The 23,267-nt window shown below is 42.2% G+C and carries 20 protein-coding genes; 4 read left to right on the top strand and 16 right to left on the bottom strand.

Annotated features, from left to right (window positions below):
- Nucleotides 1-2 precede the first annotated feature (2 nt).
- The gene (locus ACOYVE_RS04950) at nucleotides 3-989 is read left to right on the top strand and encodes a radical SAM protein (protein WP_422881056.1); all 987 of its coding nucleotides are present in this window, start codon (nucleotides 3-5) and stop codon (nucleotides 987-989) included.
- Here ACOYVE_RS04950 and ACOYVE_RS04945 read toward each other — a convergent pair whose 3' ends face one another.
- From ACOYVE_RS04945 to ACOYVE_RS04935, 3 genes are all read right to left on the bottom strand, one after another.
- Nucleotides 990-1,364, bottom strand: coding sequence for a response regulator (locus ACOYVE_RS04945; protein ID WP_422881054.1), 375 nt, complete (start codon nucleotides 1,362-1,364; stop codon nucleotides 990-992).
- Between the two features lie 113 nt (nucleotides 1,365-1,477).
- Nucleotides 1,478-3,388, bottom strand: coding sequence for an AMP-dependent synthetase/ligase (locus tag ACOYVE_RS04940; protein ID WP_422881052.1), 1,911 nt, complete (start codon nucleotides 3,386-3,388; stop codon nucleotides 1,478-1,480).
- Nucleotides 3,389-3,502: 114 nt separating this feature from the next.
- Entirely contained in the window at nucleotides 3,503-4,927 is a 1,425-nt protein-coding gene (locus ACOYVE_RS04935) for a multiheme c-type cytochrome (protein ID WP_422881050.1), read from the bottom strand.
- 179 nt (nucleotides 4,928-5,106) lie between these two features.
- Between ACOYVE_RS04935 and ACOYVE_RS04930 the strand changes: the two genes are divergently transcribed.
- Both ACOYVE_RS04930 and ACOYVE_RS04925 read left to right on the top strand, forming a co-directional pair.
- Nucleotides 5,107-5,775 carry a response regulator transcription factor gene (locus ACOYVE_RS04930; RefSeq protein ID WP_014855301.1) on the top strand — a complete coding sequence of 223 codons (669 nt, stop codon included), beginning with the start codon at nucleotides 5,107-5,109 and terminating at the stop codon, nucleotides 5,773-5,775.
- Nucleotides 5,765-7,165, top strand: a complete 1,401-nt coding sequence (locus ACOYVE_RS04925; RefSeq protein WP_422881048.1) for an ATP-binding protein — start codon at nucleotides 5,765-5,767, stop codon at nucleotides 7,163-7,165. The genes ACOYVE_RS04930 and ACOYVE_RS04925 overlap by 11 nt, the downstream gene beginning before the upstream one ends.
- 18 nt (nucleotides 7,166-7,183) lie before the next feature.
- Here ACOYVE_RS04925 and ACOYVE_RS04920 read toward each other — a convergent pair whose 3' ends face one another.
- From ACOYVE_RS04920 to ACOYVE_RS04905, 4 genes are read right to left on the bottom strand one after another with little or no spacing between them, the layout of a single operon-like run.
- A complete protein-coding gene (locus tag ACOYVE_RS04920; protein ID WP_422881046.1) occupies nucleotides 7,184-9,592 on the bottom strand; it encodes a cytochrome c-type biogenesis CcmF C-terminal domain-containing protein in 2,409 nt (802 codons plus the stop codon).
- 28 nt (nucleotides 9,593-9,620) lie between these two features.
- On the bottom strand, nucleotides 9,621-10,010 hold the full coding sequence (locus ACOYVE_RS04915; RefSeq protein WP_014855304.1) for a cytochrome c maturation protein CcmE: 390 nt from the start codon (nucleotides 10,008-10,010) through the stop codon (nucleotides 9,621-9,623).
- Entirely contained in the window at nucleotides 10,000-10,161 is a 162-nt protein-coding gene (locus tag ACOYVE_RS04910) for a CcmD family protein (protein WP_014855305.1), read from the bottom strand. Before ACOYVE_RS04910 ends, ACOYVE_RS04915 begins: the two co-directional genes overlap by 11 nt.
- 1 nt (nucleotide 10,162) lies before the next feature.
- Complete coding sequence (locus ACOYVE_RS04905) at nucleotides 10,163-10,885, bottom strand: cytochrome c biogenesis protein (RefSeq protein ID WP_422881139.1); 723 nt, start codon at nucleotides 10,883-10,885, stop codon at nucleotides 10,163-10,165.
- A gap of 231 nt (nucleotides 10,886-11,116) precedes the next feature.
- Between ACOYVE_RS04905 and ACOYVE_RS04900 the strand changes: the two genes are divergently transcribed.
- Nucleotides 11,117-12,214 (top strand): PP2C family protein-serine/threonine phosphatase, encoded by a 1,098-nt coding sequence (locus tag ACOYVE_RS04900; RefSeq protein ID WP_014855307.1) that lies wholly within the window; start codon nucleotides 11,117-11,119, stop codon nucleotides 12,212-12,214.
- Here the strand turns inward: ACOYVE_RS04900 and ACOYVE_RS04895 are convergent.
- From ACOYVE_RS04895 to nuoE, 9 genes are all read right to left on the bottom strand, one after another.
- Nucleotides 12,195-13,715, bottom strand: coding sequence for a tetratricopeptide repeat protein (locus ACOYVE_RS04895; protein ID WP_014855308.1), 1,521 nt, complete (start codon nucleotides 13,713-13,715; stop codon nucleotides 12,195-12,197). The genes ACOYVE_RS04900 and ACOYVE_RS04895 overlap by 20 nt on opposite strands.
- Before the next feature lie 3 nt (nucleotides 13,716-13,718).
- Nucleotides 13,719-14,135 carry an ATP-binding protein gene (locus ACOYVE_RS04890; RefSeq protein WP_014855309.1) on the bottom strand — a complete coding sequence of 139 codons (417 nt, stop codon included), beginning with the start codon at nucleotides 14,133-14,135 and terminating at the stop codon, nucleotides 13,719-13,721.
- Between the two features lie 171 nt (nucleotides 14,136-14,306).
- Entirely contained in the window at nucleotides 14,307-14,513 is a 207-nt protein-coding gene (locus ACOYVE_RS04885) for a YgaP family membrane protein (RefSeq protein WP_014855310.1), read from the bottom strand.
- 51 nt (nucleotides 14,514-14,564) lie between these two features.
- Nucleotides 14,565-15,848 (bottom strand): T9SS type A sorting domain-containing protein, encoded by a 1,284-nt coding sequence (locus tag ACOYVE_RS04880; protein WP_422881043.1) that lies wholly within the window; start codon nucleotides 15,846-15,848, stop codon nucleotides 14,565-14,567.
- 92 nt (nucleotides 15,849-15,940) lie between these two features.
- Nucleotides 15,941-17,089 (bottom strand): SpoIIE family protein phosphatase, encoded by a 1,149-nt coding sequence (locus ACOYVE_RS04875; RefSeq protein ID WP_014855312.1) that lies wholly within the window; start codon nucleotides 17,087-17,089, stop codon nucleotides 15,941-15,943.
- The gene (locus ACOYVE_RS04870) at nucleotides 17,065-18,819 is read right to left on the bottom strand and encodes a [Fe-Fe] hydrogenase large subunit C-terminal domain-containing protein (RefSeq protein ID WP_422881041.1); all 1,755 of its coding nucleotides are present in this window, start codon (nucleotides 18,817-18,819) and stop codon (nucleotides 17,065-17,067) included. The genes ACOYVE_RS04875 and ACOYVE_RS04870 overlap by 25 nt, the downstream gene beginning before the upstream one ends.
- Nucleotides 18,820-18,839: 20 nt before the next feature.
- Nucleotides 18,840-20,858 carry a [FeFe] hydrogenase, group A gene (locus ACOYVE_RS04865; protein ID WP_014855314.1) on the bottom strand — a complete coding sequence of 673 codons (2,019 nt, stop codon included), beginning with the start codon at nucleotides 20,856-20,858 and terminating at the stop codon, nucleotides 18,840-18,842.
- Nucleotide 20,859: 1 nt separating this feature from the next.
- Complete coding sequence (locus tag ACOYVE_RS04860; RefSeq protein ID WP_422881039.1) at nucleotides 20,860-22,764, bottom strand: NADH-ubiquinone oxidoreductase-F iron-sulfur binding region domain-containing protein; 1,905 nt, start codon at nucleotides 22,762-22,764, stop codon at nucleotides 20,860-20,862.
- Nucleotides 22,745-23,257, bottom strand: coding sequence for an NADH-quinone oxidoreductase subunit NuoE (gene nuoE / locus ACOYVE_RS04855; RefSeq protein ID WP_014855316.1), 513 nt, complete (start codon nucleotides 23,255-23,257; stop codon nucleotides 22,745-22,747). Before nuoE ends, ACOYVE_RS04860 begins: the two co-directional genes overlap by 20 nt.
- Nucleotides 23,258-23,267 lie beyond the last annotated feature (10 nt).

Genomic DNA, 23,267 nt, shown 5'->3' with positions numbered 1-23,267 from the left:
CAATGGCTTTTATACCGTCGTACATAAAACTGCTGGAATCGGGCGAACTTAAGACACGTGCCGAATCAGCTTATGAAAAAATGCGGAAATGTACTGTCTGCCCGAAAGAATGCGGCGTCGACCGGACGAATTACGAATACGGTTTTTGCCTCAGCGGTCATTTACCGATTGTATCTTCTTACACGCCTCATTTCGGAGAAGAGCCGGTTCTCTCGGGTACCTCTGGAGCAGGCAACATTTTCTTCGGCAATTGCAATTTGAGATGCATCTACTGCCAGAATTACCAAATAAGCCAAAACTGGGAAGCCGAAAAATTCAACGAAACGTCGTACGAAAAGCTTGCGGAGATAATGCTCGAATTGCAGGAACGCGGCTGCCATAATATCGGTCTGGTTTCCCCGACCCATTTCGCAGGCTCGATTCTTAAATCGATCTACATTGCGGCGCAAAAGGGATTGCGACTTCCGATAATTTACAATTCAAACGGTTACGACTCAGTAGAAACGCTAAAATTGTACGAAGGCGTTGTCGATATTTATTTACCCGACTTTAAATACGGCAGCAGCGAATACGGCAAACTCTATTCCAATGCTAAAGATTATTTTGAAATTGCCTGCAAAGCCATAAAAGAGATGTACCGCCAGGTAGGTTCCGAGCTTGTATTCGAGGGCAACACCGTAGCGCGGGGATTGATAATCAGGCATCTCGTTCTCCCGAACGATCTTTCTGAAACCGAGAGAATTTTCAAATTTATTTCCGAAGAGCTCGACAATAAAGTTCATATTTCATTAATGTCGCAATATTATCCGGCGCACAAAGCAATCAAGGAACCTTTATTGAGCAGGACGTTGCGACCAATAGAATATTATAAAGCAATCGAATTGACGGAAAAATACGGACTCAAAAACGGATGGATACAGGAACTGGAGAGTTATAATTACTACCGCCCCGATTTCGAGTACGATCGTAAGAATCCTTTCGGGAATTAATCAAACATACAAATGTTCGTATCTGTGGAATATCCGCTCGAGCCGTTCTGCCAGTTGAGAAAGCACGTCCGTCTTCAAAAGGCAGCCTTCTATTCTGTAGGAAATCAGTTTTTCGATATACTCCCTCTCATTGTTAGCCGTTAATGCTATAATCGGCACTTCAAATGTTTTTAACGTTTCCAGAAAATCAAGCCCGCTTCCGAAATCCGCATCCGTATTAATAAATACCATTCTCGGTTTTCTTCTGTCGATTTTGTCGAGCGCTTCTTTTTCCGAGTTCACTTCTACGACTTTCGTCATAAACTTCTTTTCGATGAATTTTTTCAGTAATCCACGAAAATTGAGGTCTTCGTCAATAAGTAAAATATAACTCATTTTATAATCCCTCTTTTATCCACATTTATTATCGTAAAAAAGGGAATAAAATTTACAGCTCAATAGTAAAAATTTTTATTTGTATAAATTGTATTTATAATTTTTTAAAGGGATTACTGAAACATTCTTTCCACTATTTTTTTGTTTTGATGGTTGTAAATATTTTTTCCTTCGGGAGTGTAGAGATAGTCTATTCTTTGTTTGTAGAATTCGGTTATTTTACCGCGCACCATTTTAAGCGTACTGTTCAGGAAATGATTTTGCTCCGTAAAAGCTTCTCCCAAAAGCGAAAAAGCGGCGGGCAGCCATCTTTCGGGGAATTCGCCTGCAAATTGACCGCCTTGTTTGAATTTCGATATCTCCTCGTCTATTAATTTTATGACTGCATTCTGCCCTTCTTCGGATTTGTGGGATAAATTATTTTCGTCAAGGAAGCGTTTGATCTGTTCTTTATTCGGAACAATCAGCGCAATTGTGTAGGGCGATTGATTGTTGTAAAGCATAACCTGTTCGATAAATTTGGAATTTTCGGTCAGGGCTTCTTCAATTCCCTCGGGCGAATATTTTTCCCCGTCGCTTGCAATCAAAAGCGATTTGAATCTGCCCAAAACGTAGAGAAAGCCGTCCTCGTCGAGATATCCGAGGTCGCCTGAATAAAGCCATCCGTCTTTGATCGTTTCGGCGGTGGCTTTTTCGTTTTTCCAGTAACCGACCATCACATTCTCGCCGCGCACCACTATTTCGCCTTTTTGACCGGCGGGCAATTCACTTCCGTTTGAATCGCAAATTTTAACTTCCAGATTATCCACAATTCTGCCCGAGGAGCCGAGTTTATGTTTAGCCGGCACATTGGCGGAAATTATCGGCGCCGCTTCGGTTAATCCGTATCCCTGAAACATCGGGATTCCGATTGCATAAAAAAACCGCTGCAATTCGATATCGAGCAATGCGCCTCCACCGATAAAAAATTCGAGTCTGCCGCCGAAATTTTCGCGTATTTTCGAAAAGAGAATCTTATCGTAAAGTTTGTATAACGGTTTTAATAATTTCCGTTTTCCATTACCACGATTCCAACCTTCGGCATTGTAATTATAAGCCAATTTAAGAGCCGAGTTAAAGAGTTGTTCAATCCGTTTTCCCTTTTCGCGTATTCCTTTTTCGATATTCTTTCTGAAGTTCTTTGCCAATGCCGGCACGCTCAACAGAAACGTCGGTTTTATCTCTTTGATATTCTTGGGAATATTTTTGAGAGTTTCCAGAGGAGTGCGTCCCGTCTCAACCGCAGCCATCGAAGCTCCGTTATACATCAAAGTATAAATTCCCGCCGTATGGGCAAAAGCGTGATCCCACGGTAAAATCAACAATGTCGTGTACCATTCGGGAATCGGCAGAAGACTCGTAGCCTGTTCCACATTTGCCGTATAATTTCTGTGCGATAGAACAATTCCTTTCGGGTCTGCGGTGGTACCGGAAGTATAACAAATATTTGCATAGTCGTTTTCCTTAACGGATTGCATCCTTTCGATCAGTACGTTTCTTTTGGCATTTAGAAATTCTTCCCCCGTCTTTAAAAGATCTTCGACGTACAACTCATCTTCTTGCAGGTCGTCTATTTTATCGAGCACAATAGTCTTTTCCAATTCCGGCAAATCGTTCTTAATGCCTCTTATTTTATGGAGCTGCGAAACGGAAACAACGGCAATTCTCGTACCTGAATGGTCGAGTCTGAATTTCAAATCGTTCAATTCGTCAATTTTTACAGATATCGGGACGTTTATGGCGCCCGTATACAATATTCCCAATTCGCTTATTACCCAGTAATTCCTCCCTTCCGATATTAAAGCCAGTCTGTCGCCCTTGTTAACGCCCAACGAAATCAAACCTGCGGCAAAATTATAAACCAGTTTCTTAGCTTCATCGTACGTAAGCCCTTCGTATTTTCCGTTTTTGCTTTCTTTAAGAAAAACATTGGAACCGTATTTCGAAACGCTCGTTTCGAACATATTGATAATTGTTCTTTCCATTTTCAAACCGATATTTTTATTAAAGATTTACGCTAAGATAAGAAGAAAAAGGATTTCGAAAAATTTAAAATAAAAAAGCCCGGACTCAGCCGGGCTTTTTACTTGCTTAATAGGCTACTTCATGTAGACCATCTTCTTCGTAGCCATAAAATTATCCGCCTGAATTCTGTAGATATAAACGCCGCTTGCCAGTTCGCCCGGAGCTGTAAATGTAATCCTGTGTTCGCCTGCCGGCATCATATTATTTACCAGGTCGGCAATCAATTCGCCGGTCATAGAGTAAATAGACAGCTTAACGTTCGAAGCTTTCGGCAGCGAGAAATTAATGGTAGTGCTGGGGTTGAACGGGTTGGGATAGTTTTGTTCCAGATTGAATTCGTTCGGGACAGCCGCAATATTTTCAACTGCCGTAATACCGTTTTTATGTATTCCTTCTGCATATGAAGCAGCCCAGTCGACCGTTTCGTTTGTATGACAGCTCAAGCAAGCGAAATCGAGCGTAATTTTCGAGTGTCCTTCGCTATCCAGACGGAGAGCTAGTCCGTCAGCGGTAAACATAGAATCTTTTGTTTCGGCTTTTGTGTTGATTTTTAATACGTGCGAACGGATATCGCCTTTCCATCCGTTGCCGGTCTGCAAACCTACGGCAGATTTGCCGGTATAAGCCATATGGCAGTCGATACAATCAATGGTTTTGTCTTTTCCGTTCAGTTTGATTGTGTATTCCTGAGAAGAATGACATGTTGAACATTCGGTTTTAATAGCCTTATTGGTCGTAACATTTTTATAATGAAGAGCCGTATGCGTATCATGGCATGTACCGCAAGTTAAATCGACGCCGACACCGTCGCCATGAGGCGAAGCTTTCAATTCATTAAATTGCTCGTGGTGCTGTACCCATCCGCCTTTAGCGGGCACATTATTCGTAGTGCCGCCTCTTTGATGGCAATCGCCGCACCTGTTCAAAGTTAAATCCTCTCCGGTTCTGAAAGGTTTAACATTTACGGGGTCGCTAATATGGTCGCCTGCCGGTCCGTGACATCCTTCGCATCTGATGCCGGGTTGAGCAAATGTTCCCCAATCGGTCTGTTGAGAAGTCCATGAGCCGCTCGGGTCGGCTCCGGTTGTGTGGCATTTGAAACAGTCATAATTATATTTTGTCTGTTTCCCGTCGTTGTAAGCCACCCATTCTTTTGTTTGATAGTTATATTGAGTCTGGGGACCCGTGTAGACATAACCGTCGGGTTTTACGAAACGGGCTTTCCAGCCGTATCCTCCGACAACATATACAAAATCGTTGAGACTTGAGCCCGGAGGCGCTTGCAATACTTCCGGCGCCGTTCCTTCCGGATATACCGGCGGCTGACCGTTTACGATCGGATTAAGTTTATAAGGGTGTCCCGTCTTCATGTATTCGGTATATATGTCCGAATGACATGTGCTGCACTTTGTATCTCCCTGATAAGTTTGCGCGCTGATATTTGCGGCAATAAAGACGATTACCAGAAGAGACAAACAAGATTGTAATTTATTTTTCATAAATCCTCCAACAGGATATGAAATTAGTTAATTAGGACAAAGATATATTTTATTCTTGTTTGTAAAATAGCGGATTCGCTTGTCCGAGTAAAATTAAAGATTTTAAAAAATTTTTCATTTTTTGGTATTCTTCCGTCATAATTAACTATTTTTTATCTGGCAATTTGGGAATGTGGTATATGGAAATTTTAATAGCCGAAGACGAAAAACACCTGGCGGAAAGCCTTAAAAAAAATTTCAATGCAGAGCATCACAGCGTCTATCTCGCTTACGACGGCGTAGAAACTCTCAATGCGGTAAAAAAATTCGTCTTCGACATAATTTTGCTTGACTGGCGCATGCCTAAAAAGAACGGGCTCGAAGTGTGCAAGGAATTACGCAAATCCGGCATCCAAACTCCGATTATTCTTCTGACTGCCCTGAACGATATTTCAAACAAAGTGGAAGCATTGAACGCCGGCGCAGACGATTATATAACCAAACCGTTTTCATTCGAAGAAGTAATGGCTAGGATTAACGCCGTTTTACGACGTTACTATTCGACTACGACAACGATATCTTTTGATAATTTCACTCTTAATCTTATCGACCACGTTTTAGAATCTCCCAAAGGTATTATCAAACTCTCCGACAAAGAATTCGAACTGCTCAGATATTTTCTGACTCATAAAGGATTGATTATTAATAAAGAAGAGATCTGTAAAAATGTGTGGAATATAGAATGCTCTCCTCTGTCGAACATTGTCGAGGTAACAGTAAAAAATTTAAGGCATAAACTTGAAGAGCATTCGCCCAAGAAATATATTAAAACCATTTATGGAGAAGGTTACATTTTTTTTGGTAAATAAATTTAAAAATATTCTATCAGGAACGTTCTTTCGCACCACTCTGTTAATTGGCGGTTCGCTGCTCTTGCTTTTGATAATCTTTAATATAATAGTATACTTCGAACTGCGACACGAAGCCGACAATTTGATGGATACACGGTTGCGACATGAAATAGAACACATCTACCTATCTCTCACGATAGAAAATGACACATTAAAAATTATACGTCCGGAAGAATTAAGAGAGTCCGACCTGGCTTCTATTACCGACGAGCCTTTTTTCCTGCAAGTTTTCGATAAGAGGGGTAAAATACTCCTGAGCAGCGATAATATAAAATACATCGGCAGCATGAAATTGGACGCTCCTTTTTTTTCGGATAAATATCTATTCAAAGACGAGAACGTCAATGATCGGAGGTTAAGAGTCGGATATCAAAATTTATTCAGGGAAGACGGCGCTTATTTTGCCACGTTAAAATTAGGAATGTTTAACGATACCTATTATGATATAATCCGTAACATCATGTCGATAAATTTATATCTTCTGCCGTTATTTATAGTCATAATATTTACCGCAGGGCTGTTGATTACCCGAAGGATTTATTCGCCTATTAATAAAATTATTGAGACGGCGAATAATATCAACGCCTCGAATCTCAACAAAAAGATTAGCATACACATGCACGACGAGGATATACTCGGGAAATTAACTTCTACTCTCAACAATTTATTTCAGAGACTAAACGATCAAATAAAACACATCACTCTGTTTACCGATAACGCCTCGCACCAAATCATGAACCCTCTGACGATAATAAACTCGGAACTGGAATATTTACTCAACAAAAGCAACCTGAGCGAGGACCATATAAAATCTATCGAGATTCTGAAGGAGCAGACGGAAAGAATTATAGAAATAGTCAAATCTTTGCTCATTATGACAAAATTAAGAGGCAATCCAGGAGCGAATACCGTAGTAAATCTTACGGAACTGACAAACGAAATTATTGCTTCATACGATTCGGAGCCGATCGACGCCGAAATCGAAGACGATGTCTACATCAGGTGCCATGAAGATTATATGAAAATACTGATTACTAATTTAATCGACAACGCTCTCAAGTACTCTAATTACGATAATGTTAATCTTTGCATAAAAAAAGAAGGAAAGCGATGCGTAATAAAAGTTGCAGACAGAGGAATTGGCGTGAGAAATGAAGAGAAGAAAAAAATATTCGAGAAGTTCTACCGTTCTTCTTCGGCTGAGATAGCCGGTATTAAGGGCGCCGGAATTGGGTTAAGCTTGGTCTATGAAATCGTAAACTCGCTTAACGGCTCGATTGAAATTCTTGACAATGAACCGCAGGGAGCTATTTTTATTATAAAGCTCCCTACGATAGAATTAGTATAACTCCGTATTCTTCATAATTTATGCTAGCGATTCCTTCGAGCGTCTGAAAGCCGCAATTACAAATCCGATAACCATTACAATCACTCCGAGCCATACAAGGCTGATAAACGGTTTTATGCTGACGTCTACCGTTAAAACTTCTTTCGGAGTTTGAACGGGGATATTTTCTGATGAAAGCGGCTGCAGAACGATCGTAATTTCGCCTCCTGTGGCGTTCAAGTTTGCCAGAGCGATTTTCAGGCCGGCTTCTTTGAGTTCCGCCGGATGAAATTCCTGTTGTCCTCCGGCGCTTTCCATATACGGCTCCAGATTATATGTTTTGCCGTTGTATGTCGCTTTAAGATTAGCGCCGATTCTGAATTTGCCTCCGCTCATCATGGCCGACATATCTTCCGGCAATACGAAATTCGTAAATTCTATTTTCATTCCCTGATGTTCTACAACGTCGCCTTTTTTCATATTAACCGTCTTTCCTGCGTCGGAGGGCGTTTCTTCATCGTAACTAACGGGAGCGACATAGAAATCCTTCGTAAAGCCTACAATTATATCGGGCTCGCGCATTAAACTATTATTGAATTCGGCGATATACATAACCGGAGCAGCCACGCTAATATCGTCTCCGTCTTTGATTTCGACATTGAACGCATATTTCTTCCCTCCTTCAATCGGCTGATAACCCGCAAAGCTCAACTGATAGCCCCACAATTCAACTTTTTCTCCTTTTACGAGGTCTACCTGCTCGCTTTTAGTATATCCCGCCGTTGCGGCTACTCCAACCATAAACAGAGCTATTCCGATATGAGCTACGTAAGCTCCGGCGTGGCTTTTTTTGCCTCTCAGAATTTTCAAAGTAATTTCCCCGTTAACTACGAGCGCAAAAATCGAAGAGAAAGTAAGAATAACCAGCATGAAATTCTCTACGCCGCCGATAACGAATATTATTGCAGTCAACAATATCGAAATAATTATGGGCGCTTTTATTCCGTTTAATAATTCTTTTCGGTCGGTAGTTTTCCATTTTAAAATAATACTCAATCCGTTCAGAAATCCGATAATAATTGCAATCGGAAGATTGAGCTCGTTATAGAATTTAAGCTCGACGGTTTGACCGAAAATGGGAGCGCTAGTACCGACCAACACTATAATGGCAGAAGCAATCAAGGCGACGGAACCGGTGAAGAGCGCAAGCTCACGCGACAGGATATTTTCTTCGTAGGTAAAATTCTCAACCAGATAATTCCATCTGAAAAATACGAGTCCGAGCCCGAGCAACGCAAAAAACAGCAAGAACCCGAGAAGCAGAAGATAAACCGTCATTCCGGGATCGACGAACGAGTGCACGGAAGCGTCGCCGAGAATACCGCTTCGCGTTAAGAACGTGGAATAGAGGACGAGCACGTAGACGAAAATGCTCAAAATTAAATTCGTCTTAACAAATCTGCCTGCGTTGAGTTTCTCTTTACTCGATTTATCCTGCGTCTTCTTTTGGACCAGCATCGTATGAATAGCCGCCACTGCAATCAACCACGGAACCAGCGACGAGTTTTCAACGGGGTCCCATCCCCAATAGCCGCCCCATCCGAGTACGCCGTACGCCCAATAACCTCCTATCATAATTCCCAGTCCGAGAACCATTGTTCCGCTTAACAACCACGGCAACGACTGTTTTACCCATTCGTTGTATTCGTTTTTTATCAATGCCGCCATTGCAAAGGAATAGGGTACGGCAGCCATTGAAAAACCGACGAACAACATCGGCGGATGGATTTGCATCCAGAAGTTCTGCAACAACGGATTCAATCCCTTGCCTTCGATTATAAATTTATCGAGAGGGACATTGTTAGCTTTCAAGATAGCGAGCAGATCCGGACCTATCTGCACAAACTGTTTCCCGGATTGAGGATCGCTAAACAGGAAATTTTGCAATGCCGGCAGAGTCAAATATGCGCTGTTGATATGCTTAAGGTCGATGAAATCCGGCTGGCTCCAGATATATACAAAAGGCGATTTCAACAAGGGATTAACCATCACAAGCAAAAAGACGATACAGAGGCCGTAAACCATCATCACTCTCTGCTCGAGGTCGCCTCTTTTGGAAGTATAGTCGAGCAATATTAAACCTACAATGGACGTAAAAAGCGTCCAGAGCATAAAACTGCCTTCCTGTCCGGCATAGAACGTGGACATCAGCAATCCCAAAGGCATTCCGCTGCCGCTGTAATTATAAACGTAACGGTATTGATATTGATGGGTAAGTATCGCCTGCAATAAAAGAGCGCTGGCTGCAAGCACCATAATTGCGCTGATATGGAAACTAATCCGCGCCGGACCCAATGTGTTTTTATAACCTCGGTAATTAAGGAAGTACATAATTACGGAAAAGACAGCCGACAATAAAGCCAGCGTCAGAGCTACATTCCCTATCATAATAATAATCCTTTAAAATTATTTTAAGTTATGCTCCGGCTTGTTGTACCGGCTGTTCCTGATATTTGGAGGGACATTTAGTTAATATATCGGAAGCATAAAAAACGCCGTCGGAATATTTTCCGGTTACGACAACGCTTGTGGACGATTCGAAGTTGTTCGGCATTGCGCCTTTATAGACAACCTTCATTTCGTTGCCGTTTTCGTCCTGGATATAAAAACTGAACATCTTATTTTGTTTGTCCATCTGATAACCTTTTTCTTTGACCCAGCTTCCGGTGGCTTTAACGGTTTTTCCGGATTCCATTACTTTGGCAAAGCTGCTTTCGTACTGAACGTTGGTTTGTGTAAAAAGATAAATCATCAAGCCGAGGAACACGACTATTATAGTTCCGCCGAATATATATTTATTGTTCATTGTACTTCTCCTTTAGTTCTTTTTCCAAAACTTTCAGTTTTTTATCGGTATTGTTCAAAAATAAAAAGATGCCGAACCATACAACGAGCACTATAAACATTACGATATAAATCGAGTTCGATTCGAAGAAATTTAATAATCCGTTTTCCACGCTAACCTCTTTCTATTTTATTGTTTTCCGAAATAATTAATATTTTGTATCGCAGTTTCCACATCCAGGCGTACAAAATTGTAAAAGCCGTAAGCGACAGATAGAAAACCAGCTGCATATTCGCGTTCATTTTAAAATCGACAACCGGACCAGATGTGTCGTCGTTGGCTGAACCCGGGTGGAGTCCGACCATTATTCTGGGCATAATAAAGATGAAAAACGGCACGGTCAAAAAAGCAATTATCGAATAGACCGCCGAAAGACGGGCGCGTTTTTCCTCGTTTTCAATAGCCGAGCGGAGCGCTAGAAGCGAGCCGTATATTAAAAGCAATATAAATATGCTGGTTTCCCGAGGGTCCCAATGCCAAAAAGCTCCCCACGTAAATTTAGCCCAGATCGATCCCGTTACAGTCGCAAGAATCGTGAACAACATTCCCAATTGAAGCGCGGCGTTTGATCTTGCGTCGTCGTCCAGATTTTTGTTCTTCAGGTATCGGATTCCGTATATCATTGCCATCAGAAAAGCTATAACGGACAACCAGGCTGTGGGAACATGGAAGAAGATAATCTTTGCCTTCTCTTCAAGCCCCGGAATATTAGGGAACTCGTACCAATGAGAAGGTTGCGGAACTATCGGAAACGTTACGCCCGCAACGATCACAAATGTCATCAACAGAAATAATATTATTTTCCAGTAAGTTTTCATATTATATTTGCTTTCAATTTTAATACCAAAAGAATATATCCGGATATAATATAGTTTTTTGCGTTTTATTAGCCTAAAATATAAAAGTGCCCTTTGAATTCCAAAGGAATTAGGAATGTATGAGCCCGCCGGGATTCCGAATATTAATAATTATAGGGCTGTAAATATTAATTTTAAGAAAGACGAAAAATAATTTGTTACATTTAAGCGGCAGATGCGTCTAACAAAACAAACAATACGGGGAATAAATTGCAGCAGCAAAATCCGATAAAACGAATTTTCGATTTGTATACGAGCGACCTCAGTTATCAGGAAATCGAGAGACTGATAAAACGAGAAGCGAACGAAGTATACGAATTTTTCAAAAGCGATATTCCGAAGCCCGACAAATCGAGGAATAAATTTGTAAGGGGTTTGATATTCATACGCAGTCTTTTCAACGCATTCATAATGAAATTAACGCCGGCGCGGAGAATTTTTTACCTTATATCGATTTTCTTTTTCGGAATAGGATATCTCGAATACAACACCCTATATATCTGGAGCGGATTTATCATACTAAATTTACTTCTGGCATTCGAGCTTGCCGATAAGCTCCTGGCAAAAAACGAACTCGACATTGCAAAAAAAATTCAGTTCGACCTGATACCGAAACATAAAGCGGAGATCGGACAATACGAAACGGCGTCGCATTATGAACCAGCAAGAGAAGTAGGCGGCGACTATTTCGACATTATCGAAGCTCACGACAAAACTTATATCGTAATCGGGGATATTTCCGGAAAAGGAATGGCGGCGGCGCTCTATATGACTCGCGTCCAGGCTATAATATACTTTCTTCTCGACAATTATTCCGACGTGAAAGAGATACTCATCAAATTAAAAAAATATTTTTCCCAGAAACTCCGGAAAGAATTCTTTCTTACAATCACAATAGCATCGATCGAAAAAGACGGCGCGATTAATCTGGTAAGAGCGGGTCATCCTCCGCCGTTTCATTACGACGCCAGCAATAATGAATTCAGAGAGATTAATACCTGCGGTATCGGAATCGGATTCAACGATTACGGCGTTTTCGAAAAAACTCTCGAACTATATACGTTTAAGCCGGGAGAAGGCGATACGATTGTTTTTTATACCGACGGATTGACCGAAACGATGAATAAGTATAAAATTATGCTCGGCGAGAAGCGCGTTAAGAAAACAATCGAAACAAATGCAAACAAAAGCGCAGAAGATATAAAAAAATCGCTGGTTAGACTAATTAATTATCACCGCGGAGAAGCCGCTCAAAACGACGACGTGACTTTTGTTGTACTGAAACGGATCAGCGCTCAGAGTAAATAAGAAAAGTATCGTCCGGAGGTCTTAATTCGTCGTACATTCTTTTGAGAGCATTATAGGCCGTTTCATTTCCCCTTCGAGCAGCCATGCGGTACAATTTGACCGCCGTTGCCTTGTCTTCTTTTACCGAAATTCCCTTTTCGTAGCAATAAGCTAGATAGGTCTGCGCAAGAACGGAACCCTCGTCGGAATATTTTTTGAGGATTTCAAAAGAATTATTCTCGTATGTCGTTAAAGCCGAATCGACAAGCGTGGTAAATGCTATTCGTATTTCGGCTTCGACGCTGCCCAATTTTTGAGCTGTTTTCCAAAACGCCAGCGCCTTATTGATATCTTTTTGCGCCACGGCGCCGGTACTGTATAATAGTCCGAGCTCGATTAAAGCGGGCACATAGTTTTTTCCCGCGGCTTTATTGAGATAGTCGACCGCATCTTTAAGAGTAATAATGTTCGTCATTTCAAGCGCTCTAATGCCCGCCATAAAATAATATGCATGGCTGTCGCCGGCTTTGATTTTATTCTTTAACGACTCAAGTAAACTCTCCGATTGTATCAGCCGGAACAAACGTTCGCCGGCTTTATAGGAACCGAACCGGTACGCGTTGAGATAATTAATGCCCGCCTGAATCAGGTCTTTCTTGTGCCATAGTCCCTGTTCGTAACTGGCGGCTATTAACAAGAGAGCTTCGGGACTTCCGTTTTCCGCTGCGTATTTTATCATTCCGTATGCGGTTGTATCCTTCAACGAATCAGCCGGGGCGTTAATGCCCAGGTAATCTCTGAGTTCGTATTTATTCTTCTTTAACAAATTGGAAATCCGTTCTTCATCGGTAACTCTTGCGTCGTTTTCCAAAGAGATATAGTCCACATCCCAGTCGGTATTAATAACCGGAGCGGGTTCTACGGTTTTTTGTTGTTCGGCGGCAATTGAACTGTCGACGGCGGGCGCAAGTCCTTTGCTTCGGAATTCTTCTTCCAATTCTTTTGCAGGTTCATATTCGGCTTTTGCCGCTTTCCTTATATAAGCGTAAGCTTTGGAATAGTCTCTCGACACAACCAGATTATCGGTATACATAATTCCGAGCGCAAATTGGGCCTCGGGCATGCCGAGTTCGGCTGCAGATTTGAAATTGTAAAACGACTCGAACGGGTTCCAAGGCACGCCGATACCGTTATAGAGCAGAATTCCGTAATTATATTTTGCGGCGGCAAGATTTTGGTCGGCGGCTTTTCTTATCCAGTAAATCGCCTTAACCGTATCGGGTTCAAAGCCCTTGCCGATCAAATATCTTATTCCGAGCTCGTGCTGCGCAAACGGGTCGCCCCGGTTGGCTTCGTTTACAAGTATATATCCGGCTAAAAGCGAATAAGAAGGATACTTTGCTTGGAAATATGAGACTTTTTTGGGCCTGGAATTTTTAAATGCCTCGCTTTTCAATGTGTCCTTTTGCGCGGGTAATAACATCGAAAAGAGAAGGGCAATAAGGAATGTATATTTAATCATAATCTAAGAGACGGATTTCTTCAAAATAAAATAATTCTTGCCGTTAATCGAAAAATAATTTACGTCGTCCATTAATTGTTTGATTATATAGAGCCCCATTCCGCTTTCAGGCAAATTGTCGATATCTTCAGGGTCGAACTCCAAATCGGGTATGTCGAGATTTGGGCGCGGTAATCCTTCGTCAATAATTTCGAGCACCAGATAATCGCCCTCTTTGCGGAGCTTTATCGTAATTTCATTGCCGGGCTCTTCTTTGTAACCGTGTTTAATAACATTATTTGCCGCTTCGGTCAAACAGATATTAAAAGCGTTTTTTATATGCTCTTCAATATTATTTTGTTCCAACACGGTAAGCAGTTTTTCGGCAGCGTCGAGAACGCATTCATAACGGCTGTCGATATTTAAACTGAATTCGTCCATTCCTTTCCAGATTAAACCCTGTTCAAATATATAAAAAGCCCATAAAAATAGAAATGAAATAAATCGAATGCTGCGACGCTGAAAAAAAAAAAATTGCTTCACGAATGTATGGTAAATGGTTAATTACCAGACACCCGGAAGCAACCCTTTTAAGAAACGCAAAAGAACCGTTTATTCCTGTTTGGCTTCGGGTTCTTTTGTTTTACACGTCGAAATGCCGAAAGGCAAATATAACGGGCACCAGCCTATCAGCGCCGTTCCGAGAGGTACCAACCCGATTAGACCCCACCAGCTTTCATAAATGATGCCGAGAATCAGGATTACCAGCCCCAGAATAATTCTGAAAGTTTTGTCGCCGCCTCCTACGTTCTTTTTCATACTGCCTCCTTTTTGTTGGTATGATTTAGATGCATTCGGCGGAAAGACGATTCATTTTAGAATCGCGCATTTCGCCGCAACAAAATAATCGTCTGCAGAAAGAACTATAAAATAGACGCCCGAACTGTAGTTCGCGCTGCTCAAATGAACCGTATGATATCCGGGATAAACCTCCTTTTCGGATAAAATTTCTACTAGTTCGCCGTTAAGCGAATAGATCGCCAGTTTGACAAATTTTATCTCGTTTTCATTTCCCGGTATAAAATATTTTATACGCGCCGCTGAATTAAACGGATTCGGGTAAACATCTATTTTCTCTTTTCCGCCGCCTTTCAATTCTACTTCATCCGATTCGTAGTATTTAAAAGAACCGTCAAAATCGATTTGTTTGAGGCGGTACCGGAATCTGATTCCGTTTTCGGGACTGTCCTCAAAATAATAAAATTTTGGCGAAAAAGAATTGCCGTGTCCCTGCACAAATCCGATTTTCCGCCAGCCGCCATTACCGCCGAGGTCTAACCTTTCGACGTCGAAGCCGTAGTTATTTACCTCCGTAATAGTTTGCCAGCTCAGAATTACCTTCTCTTCAAGATACGCCGCCCTGAAAAAAGCCATTTCCACCGGCAGCGGCGCCTGATTCCACGAGGTCGATACCCGAATTCCGTCTATATACGCTTTGTTGGTTGTAACGTCCTGGCGTAGAGTGACAACGGATATATTGGTCGGCTCCTGGGTGGAAGTGGAATCCATGGTTATATCGGGTTCCGGCTCGATTACTGGTATTTCATTTTCGAAGATAAAAAGACTCGCCCTGTCGTTACCGCTGCCGCTATTTAAAATATACTTTATCACAACAAGGTAAGTTTTATTATAAGAAAAAACCGTATCGATAAATAGAGGGTCGTCGGAAGTTTTGCTAAGTCCGAACTTAAAATGAGCATCGTCTACTTTTAACAAATAAACTCTCCCCGCCATGTAATCCGCGTCACTCGAAGCCAGCCCAGCAATAACTTTTTTTTGCGCGCCTGTAGCTTCTTCAATATTAATCAGGAAAGAGAAATAAAATGTACCGGAATCATATTCATAGCCCAAACTTCTATAATAATCGTATCCCGACGTATCAATTTTAACAGATTTACCCGAAACCGATGGATATCCGGGAAAAGTTAGGTTATAATCTTCAATCAGTATTCCTCCGTTACCCGAGTTATATATTGTCCAGTTATGCCACGACAACGAATCTCCAACCGGATAGTCAAAATTTTCTTCGAGAATCAGTTGGGAATAGTTCAACGAAACGCACACGAAAAAGAGGAAGGCTAAATACTTTTTCATGTCGTACCCTCTAATTAAAAAACATACCGAAGAAAGGAACTTAAAGAAGATAAAAAGTTAATTTGAAAAAGTCACTTAAAAAAAGAAATAACTTAATATTCTTCCACGCAGACGATTTTGTCTTCCGAACGGAATTTTTCTATTAACAAAGGAATGATTTTATCGCGATCAAGAATCCCTTTTTGTTTGAACACAATATCGCCTTCAGCCGGACTTTTGGCTCTGCCCCAGAATAAATTTATTTTATCCGCAATGCTCAAATAGGCGTACAGTTGAGTCACGGGGTTGTTGATATTCAGTTTACCGATATCTTCGCCCCAGATATTATAAAGTTGATTGAGAGTAACCGCTCCTTCGGTTACCAATCCGATACCGTCCAGATAATATCCCGGAGGAGTAATGTCGTTTTCGTCGTTGTCGTCGAGATAAAGTTCTTTGCCGAGAACGCGTGCGGCTATTTTGGCTGTTGTAGCTCCGCAAATAATTTTAAGTCCTTTTTTGTTTACGAATTTTTTGACGACTTTTTCATCGGAGGATTTATCGGCCGGGGCGCCCGTTAACATGTTTACAATTTTAGACCGGCGGCATTTAATCAAAGCAGCGGTTAAATCGTCTTTCGGTTCGTAATTCCACAGGCGATACGATTCTTTCAATATTAGCCCGGGTAGTTCTTCGATTTTCACTCCGTTACACAGAAGTTCATTAACGTACCTGGCAATTTTATCAATATGCCAACCTTCGGGATTTTCCCTGCCGATTCCCGACATGGTAATTCCGTCGCTAAAAATCAGTAAGCCCTCGTCTTTTTTCAAAGAAAAACTGATTTCATTTACAATCGTGTCGTAAAAAGAATGAGTAATCCCGTTTAACACTGTCGCTTTTCCGCCGGAGATTATTATGACGGGCGGCATGTCGTATAAAAGAGCGACTCCCAGTCCGTCAGTCAATATTCTTACCGCCGATAAAAATGCAACGGGATTATTGCCTTTTTTTGCTTTTTCGATTGTATGAATCAAACTCGAGAAAGATTTTCTGAGAGAATATCCCGAACGGATTAGTTCCATAAAATGCGAAAGATAGAATTGCGCAGACAAATGGGCTTTAAGTCCCGAACCGAGTCCGTCTGCCAATATAAAAACAGAGCCGATATTGTTGCGCATCTTTTCCGTAACGTCTCCGCATAAACGGTTATTCCCTTTGGGCGACGATTCAACTATTATTTCGCAGAATAATTCTCCCATATCCACTCGTTTCCTTTTGCGGGATTTTGTTTTTTCTCCTCGCGCGATAGTTGCAGCAATTGTTCTACAAGCTCTTCCCCTTTTGCCGTGCTTTCGCCTAAAAACCTTGTAAGATTTTGCGCCATTATCATCTGGTGTTCCAGCAGTTCGCGGGCCTGCTCGACAACTTTGCGCCGCATTGTATTTAATTTTTCTTCATTTAAAATTGTGCTGGTAATATCGACGAATATACCGACGTACTGTTCTTCTTCCGGCAGTTTATAAAGTATCTGATGACAAATCAGGTTGTATTTTTTGTGCTCTTCTGTAAGTTCGATAATTGGATTGGCTCCGTCCTTGAGACGCACGAACGGCTCCGGGTCCATTAAATGAGATATTTTTTTGCCCAGCAAAGCGTTGCCGCACACAAAAAACTTTTTGAACGCTTCGTTCATGTGAAGTACGTTCAGTTCGCTGTCGAGTATTACTATTCCGTTGGGCGATGTTTCGATAATTTTATCTGTTCTTTGTTCAGCCAGTCTTCTCATGTAAGGAATACACGATTCTAGTTCTATTTTCTTGTTCAATACGGCTTCCGCATTTTCGCGGCATGTGTCAAAACCGCAGGCTCCGCAATTCAATTCGTCTTCTTCGGTCATTATCCCTTTTTGATTCAGTATCTTTATTATTTCTTCTACGTCGTGTTTTTCAATTGCAACTTTATTGACACGCTTAAACGACCTTGTAATTTTTCCCGTAAAAGGACGCCTTTCGTCGCAATTGAGAGCATTTGATTTTTTCTTAAAAGAATCGATTACTTTTCTCTTCCTTTCAAATATCGCAGCATCGCCTATTACACCCGGACCGTTAATACATCCCATTCTGCACATCAAAGGTTCGACGAAGCTTTTCTTTTTCGGAATTTCAGTCAAAGAATCCTTAATTTCTTCCCAGCCGCAGACGTAATGAATTTCTTCGTTCAGATTGTCGGCGTTTGCCAATGCGGTTTTAATCATTCCGCCGGTTAAAGGATAGAGTCTCGAGTAACCGCCCGACCGCTGGTCGAAGTTGCTTTCCTCGTAATTTTTGATATCGATCGATTCTTCTTTCAGCCAATCGTATAATTCTTCAAACGTAAGTACGGCGTCGACAAGACCTTCGGATTCGGGTCGTTCCGCTTCTTCTTTTTTAGCCACGCAGGGACCTATAAAAACAACTTTCCAATTCATTCCGAGTTCGCTCTTTATTTTAACGGCGCTGGCCGTCATCGGCGAAAGAATCGGAGCCAAAAAATCCGTCAACTGCGGCTGATGTTTTTCGATATAATTTACAAGCGAAGGGCATGCGGAGGAAAGGAGAGATTTATCATTGCCTCTGTAATATTCGATCGACTCAACGGCCACGTCGGTCGCCGTAACGGAAGTCTCGGCAATAAATTTAAATCCGAGTTTTCTCAGTACGGAAGCGAGTCTGTTGCATTCCCATTCTTCAAAAAATGCCGGATACGACGGCGCTATCGACACCGCCGTATTAAATTGAGAAACAAGACGTTTAACTTTTTCAATATCGTTTCTGTATTGTTTTGCATTCTGCGGACATTCTTTCAAGCAATTTCCGCACAATATGCATAACGACTCGTCGACCGACGCCTGACCGTTCATAACGCTGATGGCATTGACGGGACAATTGCGCAAACATCTGTAACAGTCCCGGCATCTGGCTTCGATTGTGTAAATAATTCTTCCGGACATAATATAAGCGAATTTCCTTTTCAGTAATTTATTTCCTGAGTAAGATTGAGCTTTTCTTTGATTAGTTTGATTATCTCGTCTGAATCTGTTGTATTCATCGTTTCACCCGCAAGTTTAACATTCGGACCTTCGTTGCATTTTTCCATACAGAAAGTCGCTTTGACAGCCACTGCATTCGACAATCCTTTTTTCTCGATATAATTCAGAACTTCCGAGATTATTTTTTGAGAGCCTTTAACGTAACAGTTCGTTCCTACGCACACCTCAACGGTAAGTTTTTTAGAATCGTTATCCGCAAGTTTAATCAAATTCTCGGGAGTAATGCGCCGCCTGTTGTAATATTTAGTATGGAGTAAACTATGAGCCTTTCGACTGTTGGGTTCTCCCAATAAACTTGAATACAGTTCCGAGACGTACGGATTGTCCTGTGATTTATGCAACTGCAGAGTTTTGTCGGATTCATAGAGAGCTGAAGCTCTTTTGCATTTGTTATCGGATTCTGTAGTATAAGGTTGACCGGCTCCGGCAATACATCCGCCGGGGCAAGCCATCACTTCAATAATGTCGTATTCCGCTTCTTTATTTTTTAATTTCTTAATCAGTTCTGAGGCGTTTTTCAAGCCGCTTACAATTGCCATTCTTATTTTTGTTCCGTTCAATTCCAGTTCAGCCGTACGCAAAGCGTCGCTGCCTCTCAACTGCTTAAATTCAAAGTCGAAAAGTTTTTGACCTGTCAGTTTTTCGTACGCATAGCGGGCGACTGCTTCGCTGACTCCTCCGCTGTTGCCGAATATTACGCCGGCTCCGGATTTAAAACCCATCGGCATGTCGAGGGGCTCGGGAGTAAGATTTTCAAATTTAATTCCGGCTTCTTTAATCATAGCCGCCAGTTCAACCGTAGTCAAAACATAATCGACTTCTTTGATTCCCCCGTGATTGAATTCGGGTCGTTTTGCTTCGGCTTTTTTGGCGGTGCACGGCATAATCGAAACCACCGCAAGATTTTCCTTCTTTATGTTTAACAACTCCGGCAAAATTTCCTTTGCTACCGAACCGAACATCTGCTGAGGAGATTTACACGAAGAAAGATTAGTTATCAATTCCGGGTGATAATATTCGACGAACTTTACCCAGCCCGGGCAGCACGAAGTAAAGAGCGGAAGTTTATAATCTTCCTGTTTGCGCTGAATAAATTCGTTAGCTTCTTCTATTACAGTCAGATCGGCTGCAAATGAAGTATCGAACACTTTGTCGAAACCGATCATTTTAAGCGCGTTTACAATCTGTCCAGTTAAAAGCGCACCCGGCTTGAATCCGAATAATTCTCCTATTGCAACTCTAACTGCAGGGGCAATTTGCGCAACAACTACTTTATCGGGATTTTCAATTTCCTTCCATACTTTGTCGACTTCATACTTCGGCGTAATTGAAGCCGTCGGACAAACGCGCGCGCATTGACCGCAATCAACGCAATCTACATTTGCCAGTTCTTTTCCGAATGCCGGCATTACGGCGGCTTTCTCGCCTCGTTTGACGAAATCAATTACTCCAATGCCCTGTATTTCGCCGCACGCTCTGACGCAATCGCCGCACAAAATACACTTATTAGGATCTCTTATCAGAGCGTCTGACGATTTGTCGAGATCGAACCGAATTTCTCTTTCTTTGAACCGGATTTCATTCACTCCGAGGTCGTTCGACAATTTTTGAAGTTTACACGTATCGCTTTTTACGCAGGAAGTGCAATTACGATCGTGATTTGCGAGGATCAGCTCCAACGCAATTTTTCTGATTTTACGAACTTCGCTCGTATGAGTTTTAACTTTCATCCCCGGCTGAGGTTTGGTCGTGCACGAAGTTACGATTCCTCTTCCATCGATATCCACTACGCACATTCTGCAAGCGCCGTAGATGCTCAGTTCCGAATGATAACAAAACGTTGGAATCTCTATATTTGTTTTTCTGATGACTTCGAGTAAATTCCGTTCGTTACCAAATTCCACTTTTTCGCCGTTTACATACAAAAAGTTATTTTCCATATTAACCTCCGATAGTGACTGCGTTGAGACGGCAGACTTCTAAGCATGCCATACATTTAATGCACAATTCCTCGTTGATTACATGCGGTTCTTTCTTTGAGCCGGTTATTGCGCCCGTGGGACATTTTCTCAAGCAGACCCCGCAGCCTTTGCACAATTCCGGAATGATAACGGGAGTCAACAGAGCTTTGCACTGTTTAGCAGGACATCTTTTTTGTTCGACGTGAGCATAATATTCGTCTCTGAAATAATGCAAGGTCGACAGCACCGGATTGGGCGCGGTTTTTCCGAGTCCGCATAACGAGCCTTTATTAACCGCCCCTGCCAACTCTTCGAGCAATGAGATTGTTTCATAAGTTGCGCGTCCTTCCATAATATCGTCGAGCAGAGCCAACATTTGTTTTGTTCCTTCGCGGCAAAGAACACATTTGCCGCACGATTCATTCTGAGTAAACTGCATAAAAAAGCGAGCCATCTGAACCATACAGGTCGATTTATTCATTACTACCAGTCCGCCCGAGCCGACCATGGCTCCCACTTTTCCGAGCGAATCGAAATCGAGAGGCAAATCGAGATGTTCTTCAACAAGGCAACCGCCCGAAGGTCCTCCGATCTGGACTGCCTTAAAAGCGTCCGGATCTATTTCCCCGTTGTCGTTCACAACTCCGCCGCCTATTTCGAATATGATTTCACGTAGCGTTGTTCCGAAGGGCACTTCGATAAGTCCGGTATTGACGACGTTCCCCGTCAAAGCGAATGTTTTTGTGCCAGGGGAATTGTCGGTTCCGATAGAAGAAAAATAATCCGGTCCGTTCAAAATGATTTTCGGGACGCTGCTCAAAGTCTCGACGTTATTAATCAGCGTGGGTTTGCCGAATAGACCGGATTCGGCGGGAAACGGAGGTTTGGGATTGGGCATTCCTCTGTTGCCTTCGATAGAAGCCATCAATGCTGTTTCTTCGCCGCATACGAATGCTCCCGCTCCTTCCATAATTTCGATATCGAAATCGAATCCGCTGTCGAAAATATTCAGTCCGAGCAGACCTAATTCCCTTGCCTGTTGAACCGCGATCCTGAGTCGTTTGACCGCAAGGGGATATTCCATTCTTACGTAAACATATCCTTTAGAGGCTCCAATTGCTTTTGCCGCAATCATCATCCCTTCAATTACCGAATGCGGATTCCCCTCCATTATGCTCCTGTCCATAAAAGCGCCGGGATCGCCTTCGTCTCCGTTGCAGATGACATATTTAATGTCCGATACTGATTGTCTCGTAAGCTCCCATTTTTTACCAGTTGGAAATCCGCCGCCGCCTCTACCGCGCAATCCCGATCTTAAAATTTCCTGGCAAATTTGAGCGTCGGTCATTTCGAGTATCGCTCTTCGAGCCGCTTTGTAGCCGTCTGAGGCAATATATTCGTAAATGTCTTCCGGATTGATCCTGCCGCAATTGCCGAGGACAAATCTTTTCTGGCGTTTATAAAAATTAATATCTTCCGTTCCTTTACACTTTTTTCCGGAAGACAAATCGGTATAGAGCAATTCTTCTATAACCTCGTTTCCCATCAACGTCCGTTCGACGACATTCTTTACGTCGTCTTTTCCTACTTGTACGTACATAATGCCGTCGGGCTCTATTGTAACAAGAGGCCCCATCTGGCAGAAGCCTTGGCATCCGCTGCTGCTTACAAGAACGGCATCCGAACTTTCTTTCTTTAGTTCGATTTTTATAAGATGCTCAATACCGCTTGATTCCAGTTGTTTCAGAAATTCGTTATATACTTCGAGCGAGCCGTTTGCAACGCATCCGGTGCCCGCGCAAATTGTAACGCGCCTTTTAATCAACCTTCCCGATTCTTTATAAGAAAGGGAGATTTCTTCCAGATCAGCAAACCGTTTCCGCATAAGTCTCCTCCTTTTTGATATTTTCAATCAACCGTTCTGTTTTTTCGGGAGTCATCAAGGAATGGACTTCCTCGTTAACCACAACAACCGGAGCCAAGCCGCAGGCGCCCAGACACGAGACGGTTTCGAGCGTAAAGAGCATATCTTCGGTAGTTTTTTGGGATTGTGTTAGTCCCAGTTTCTTTTCGATTGTTTGAATTATCGATTCCGATTTTTTGACGTGGCACGCCGTACCGTCGCACACTTTGATAACGTATTTCCCTTTCGGCTCGAGCGTAAAATGCGAATAGAAAGTCGTCACGCCGTAAACTTTCGCGGGCGATATTCCCAGAGAAGAGGCTATAAATCGCAGAATTTCTTCGGGCAAATATCTGTATTCGTTTTGAACGGCTTGTAAAATCGGAATAAGTCTGTGAGGGTCGTATTGATTTTCTTCGAGTATTTTACAGACTTTATTGAATTTTTCCGCGTTAGTGTTGGTCAATTCGAACATGGCACACTCC

It is taken from the genome of Melioribacter sp., from assembly GCF_049325435.1.
GTDB classification, from domain to species: Bacteria; Bacteroidota; Ignavibacteria; order Ignavibacteriales; family Melioribacteraceae; genus Melioribacter; species Melioribacter roseus.
Note: the sequence above shows the minus strand (reverse complement) of the source record. Positions and strands in the feature narration are given on the sequence as shown.

Bases quoted from the DNA above. Each gene is read 5' to 3' on its own strand.
- ACOYVE_RS04945 (WP_422881054.1), bottom strand. From the start codon at position 1,364: ATGAGTTATATTTTACTTATTGACGAAGACCTCAATTTTCGTGGATTA.
- ACOYVE_RS04940 (WP_422881052.1), bottom strand. From the start codon at position 3,388: ATGGAAAGAACAATTATCAATATGTTCGAAACGAGCGTTTCGAAATAC.
- ACOYVE_RS04935 (WP_422881050.1), bottom strand. From the start codon at position 4,927: ATGAAAAATAAATTACAATCTTGTTTGTCTCTTCTGGTAATCGTCTTT.
- ACOYVE_RS04865 (WP_014855314.1), bottom strand. From the start codon at position 20,858: ATGGAAAATAACTTTTTGTATGTAAACGGCGAAAAAGTGGAATTTGGT.
- nuoE (WP_014855316.1), bottom strand. From the start codon at position 23,257: ATGTTCGAATTGACCAACACTAACGCGGAAAAATTCAATAAAGTCTGT.
- ACOYVE_RS04915 (WP_014855304.1), bottom strand. From the start codon at position 10,010: ATGAACAATAAATATATATTCGGCGGAACTATAATAGTCGTGTTCCTC.
- ACOYVE_RS04880 (WP_422881043.1), bottom strand. From the start codon at position 15,848: ATGAAAAAGTATTTAGCCTTCCTCTTTTTCGTGTGCGTTTCGTTGAAC.
- ACOYVE_RS04920 (WP_422881046.1), bottom strand. From the start codon at position 9,592: ATGATAGGGAATGTAGCTCTGACGCTGGCTTTATTGTCGGCTGTCTTT.
- ACOYVE_RS04860 (WP_422881039.1), bottom strand. From the start codon at position 22,764: ATGCGGAAACGGTTTGCTGATCTGGAAGAAATCTCCCTTTCTTATAAA.
- ACOYVE_RS04870 (WP_422881041.1), bottom strand. From the start codon at position 18,819: ATGTCCGGAAGAATTATTTACACAATCGAAGCCAGATGCCGGGACTGT.
- ACOYVE_RS04890 (WP_014855309.1), bottom strand. From the start codon at position 14,135: ATGGACGAATTCAGTTTAAATATCGACAGCCGTTATGAATGCGTTCTC.
- ACOYVE_RS04875 (WP_014855312.1), bottom strand. From the start codon at position 17,089: ATGGGAGAATTATTCTGCGAAATAATAGTTGAATCGTCGCCCAAAGGG.
- ACOYVE_RS04950 (WP_422881056.1), top strand. From the start codon at position 3: ATGGCTTTTATACCGTCGTACATAAAACTGCTGGAATCGGGCGAACTT.
- ACOYVE_RS04930 (WP_014855301.1), top strand. From the start codon at position 5,107: ATGGAAATTTTAATAGCCGAAGACGAAAAACACCTGGCGGAAAGCCTT.
- ACOYVE_RS04895 (WP_014855308.1), bottom strand. From the start codon at position 13,715: ATGATTAAATATACATTCCTTATTGCCCTTCTCTTTTCGATGTTATTA.
- ACOYVE_RS04885 (WP_014855310.1), bottom strand. From the start codon at position 14,513: ATGAAAAAGAACGTAGGAGGCGGCGACAAAACTTTCAGAATTATTCTG.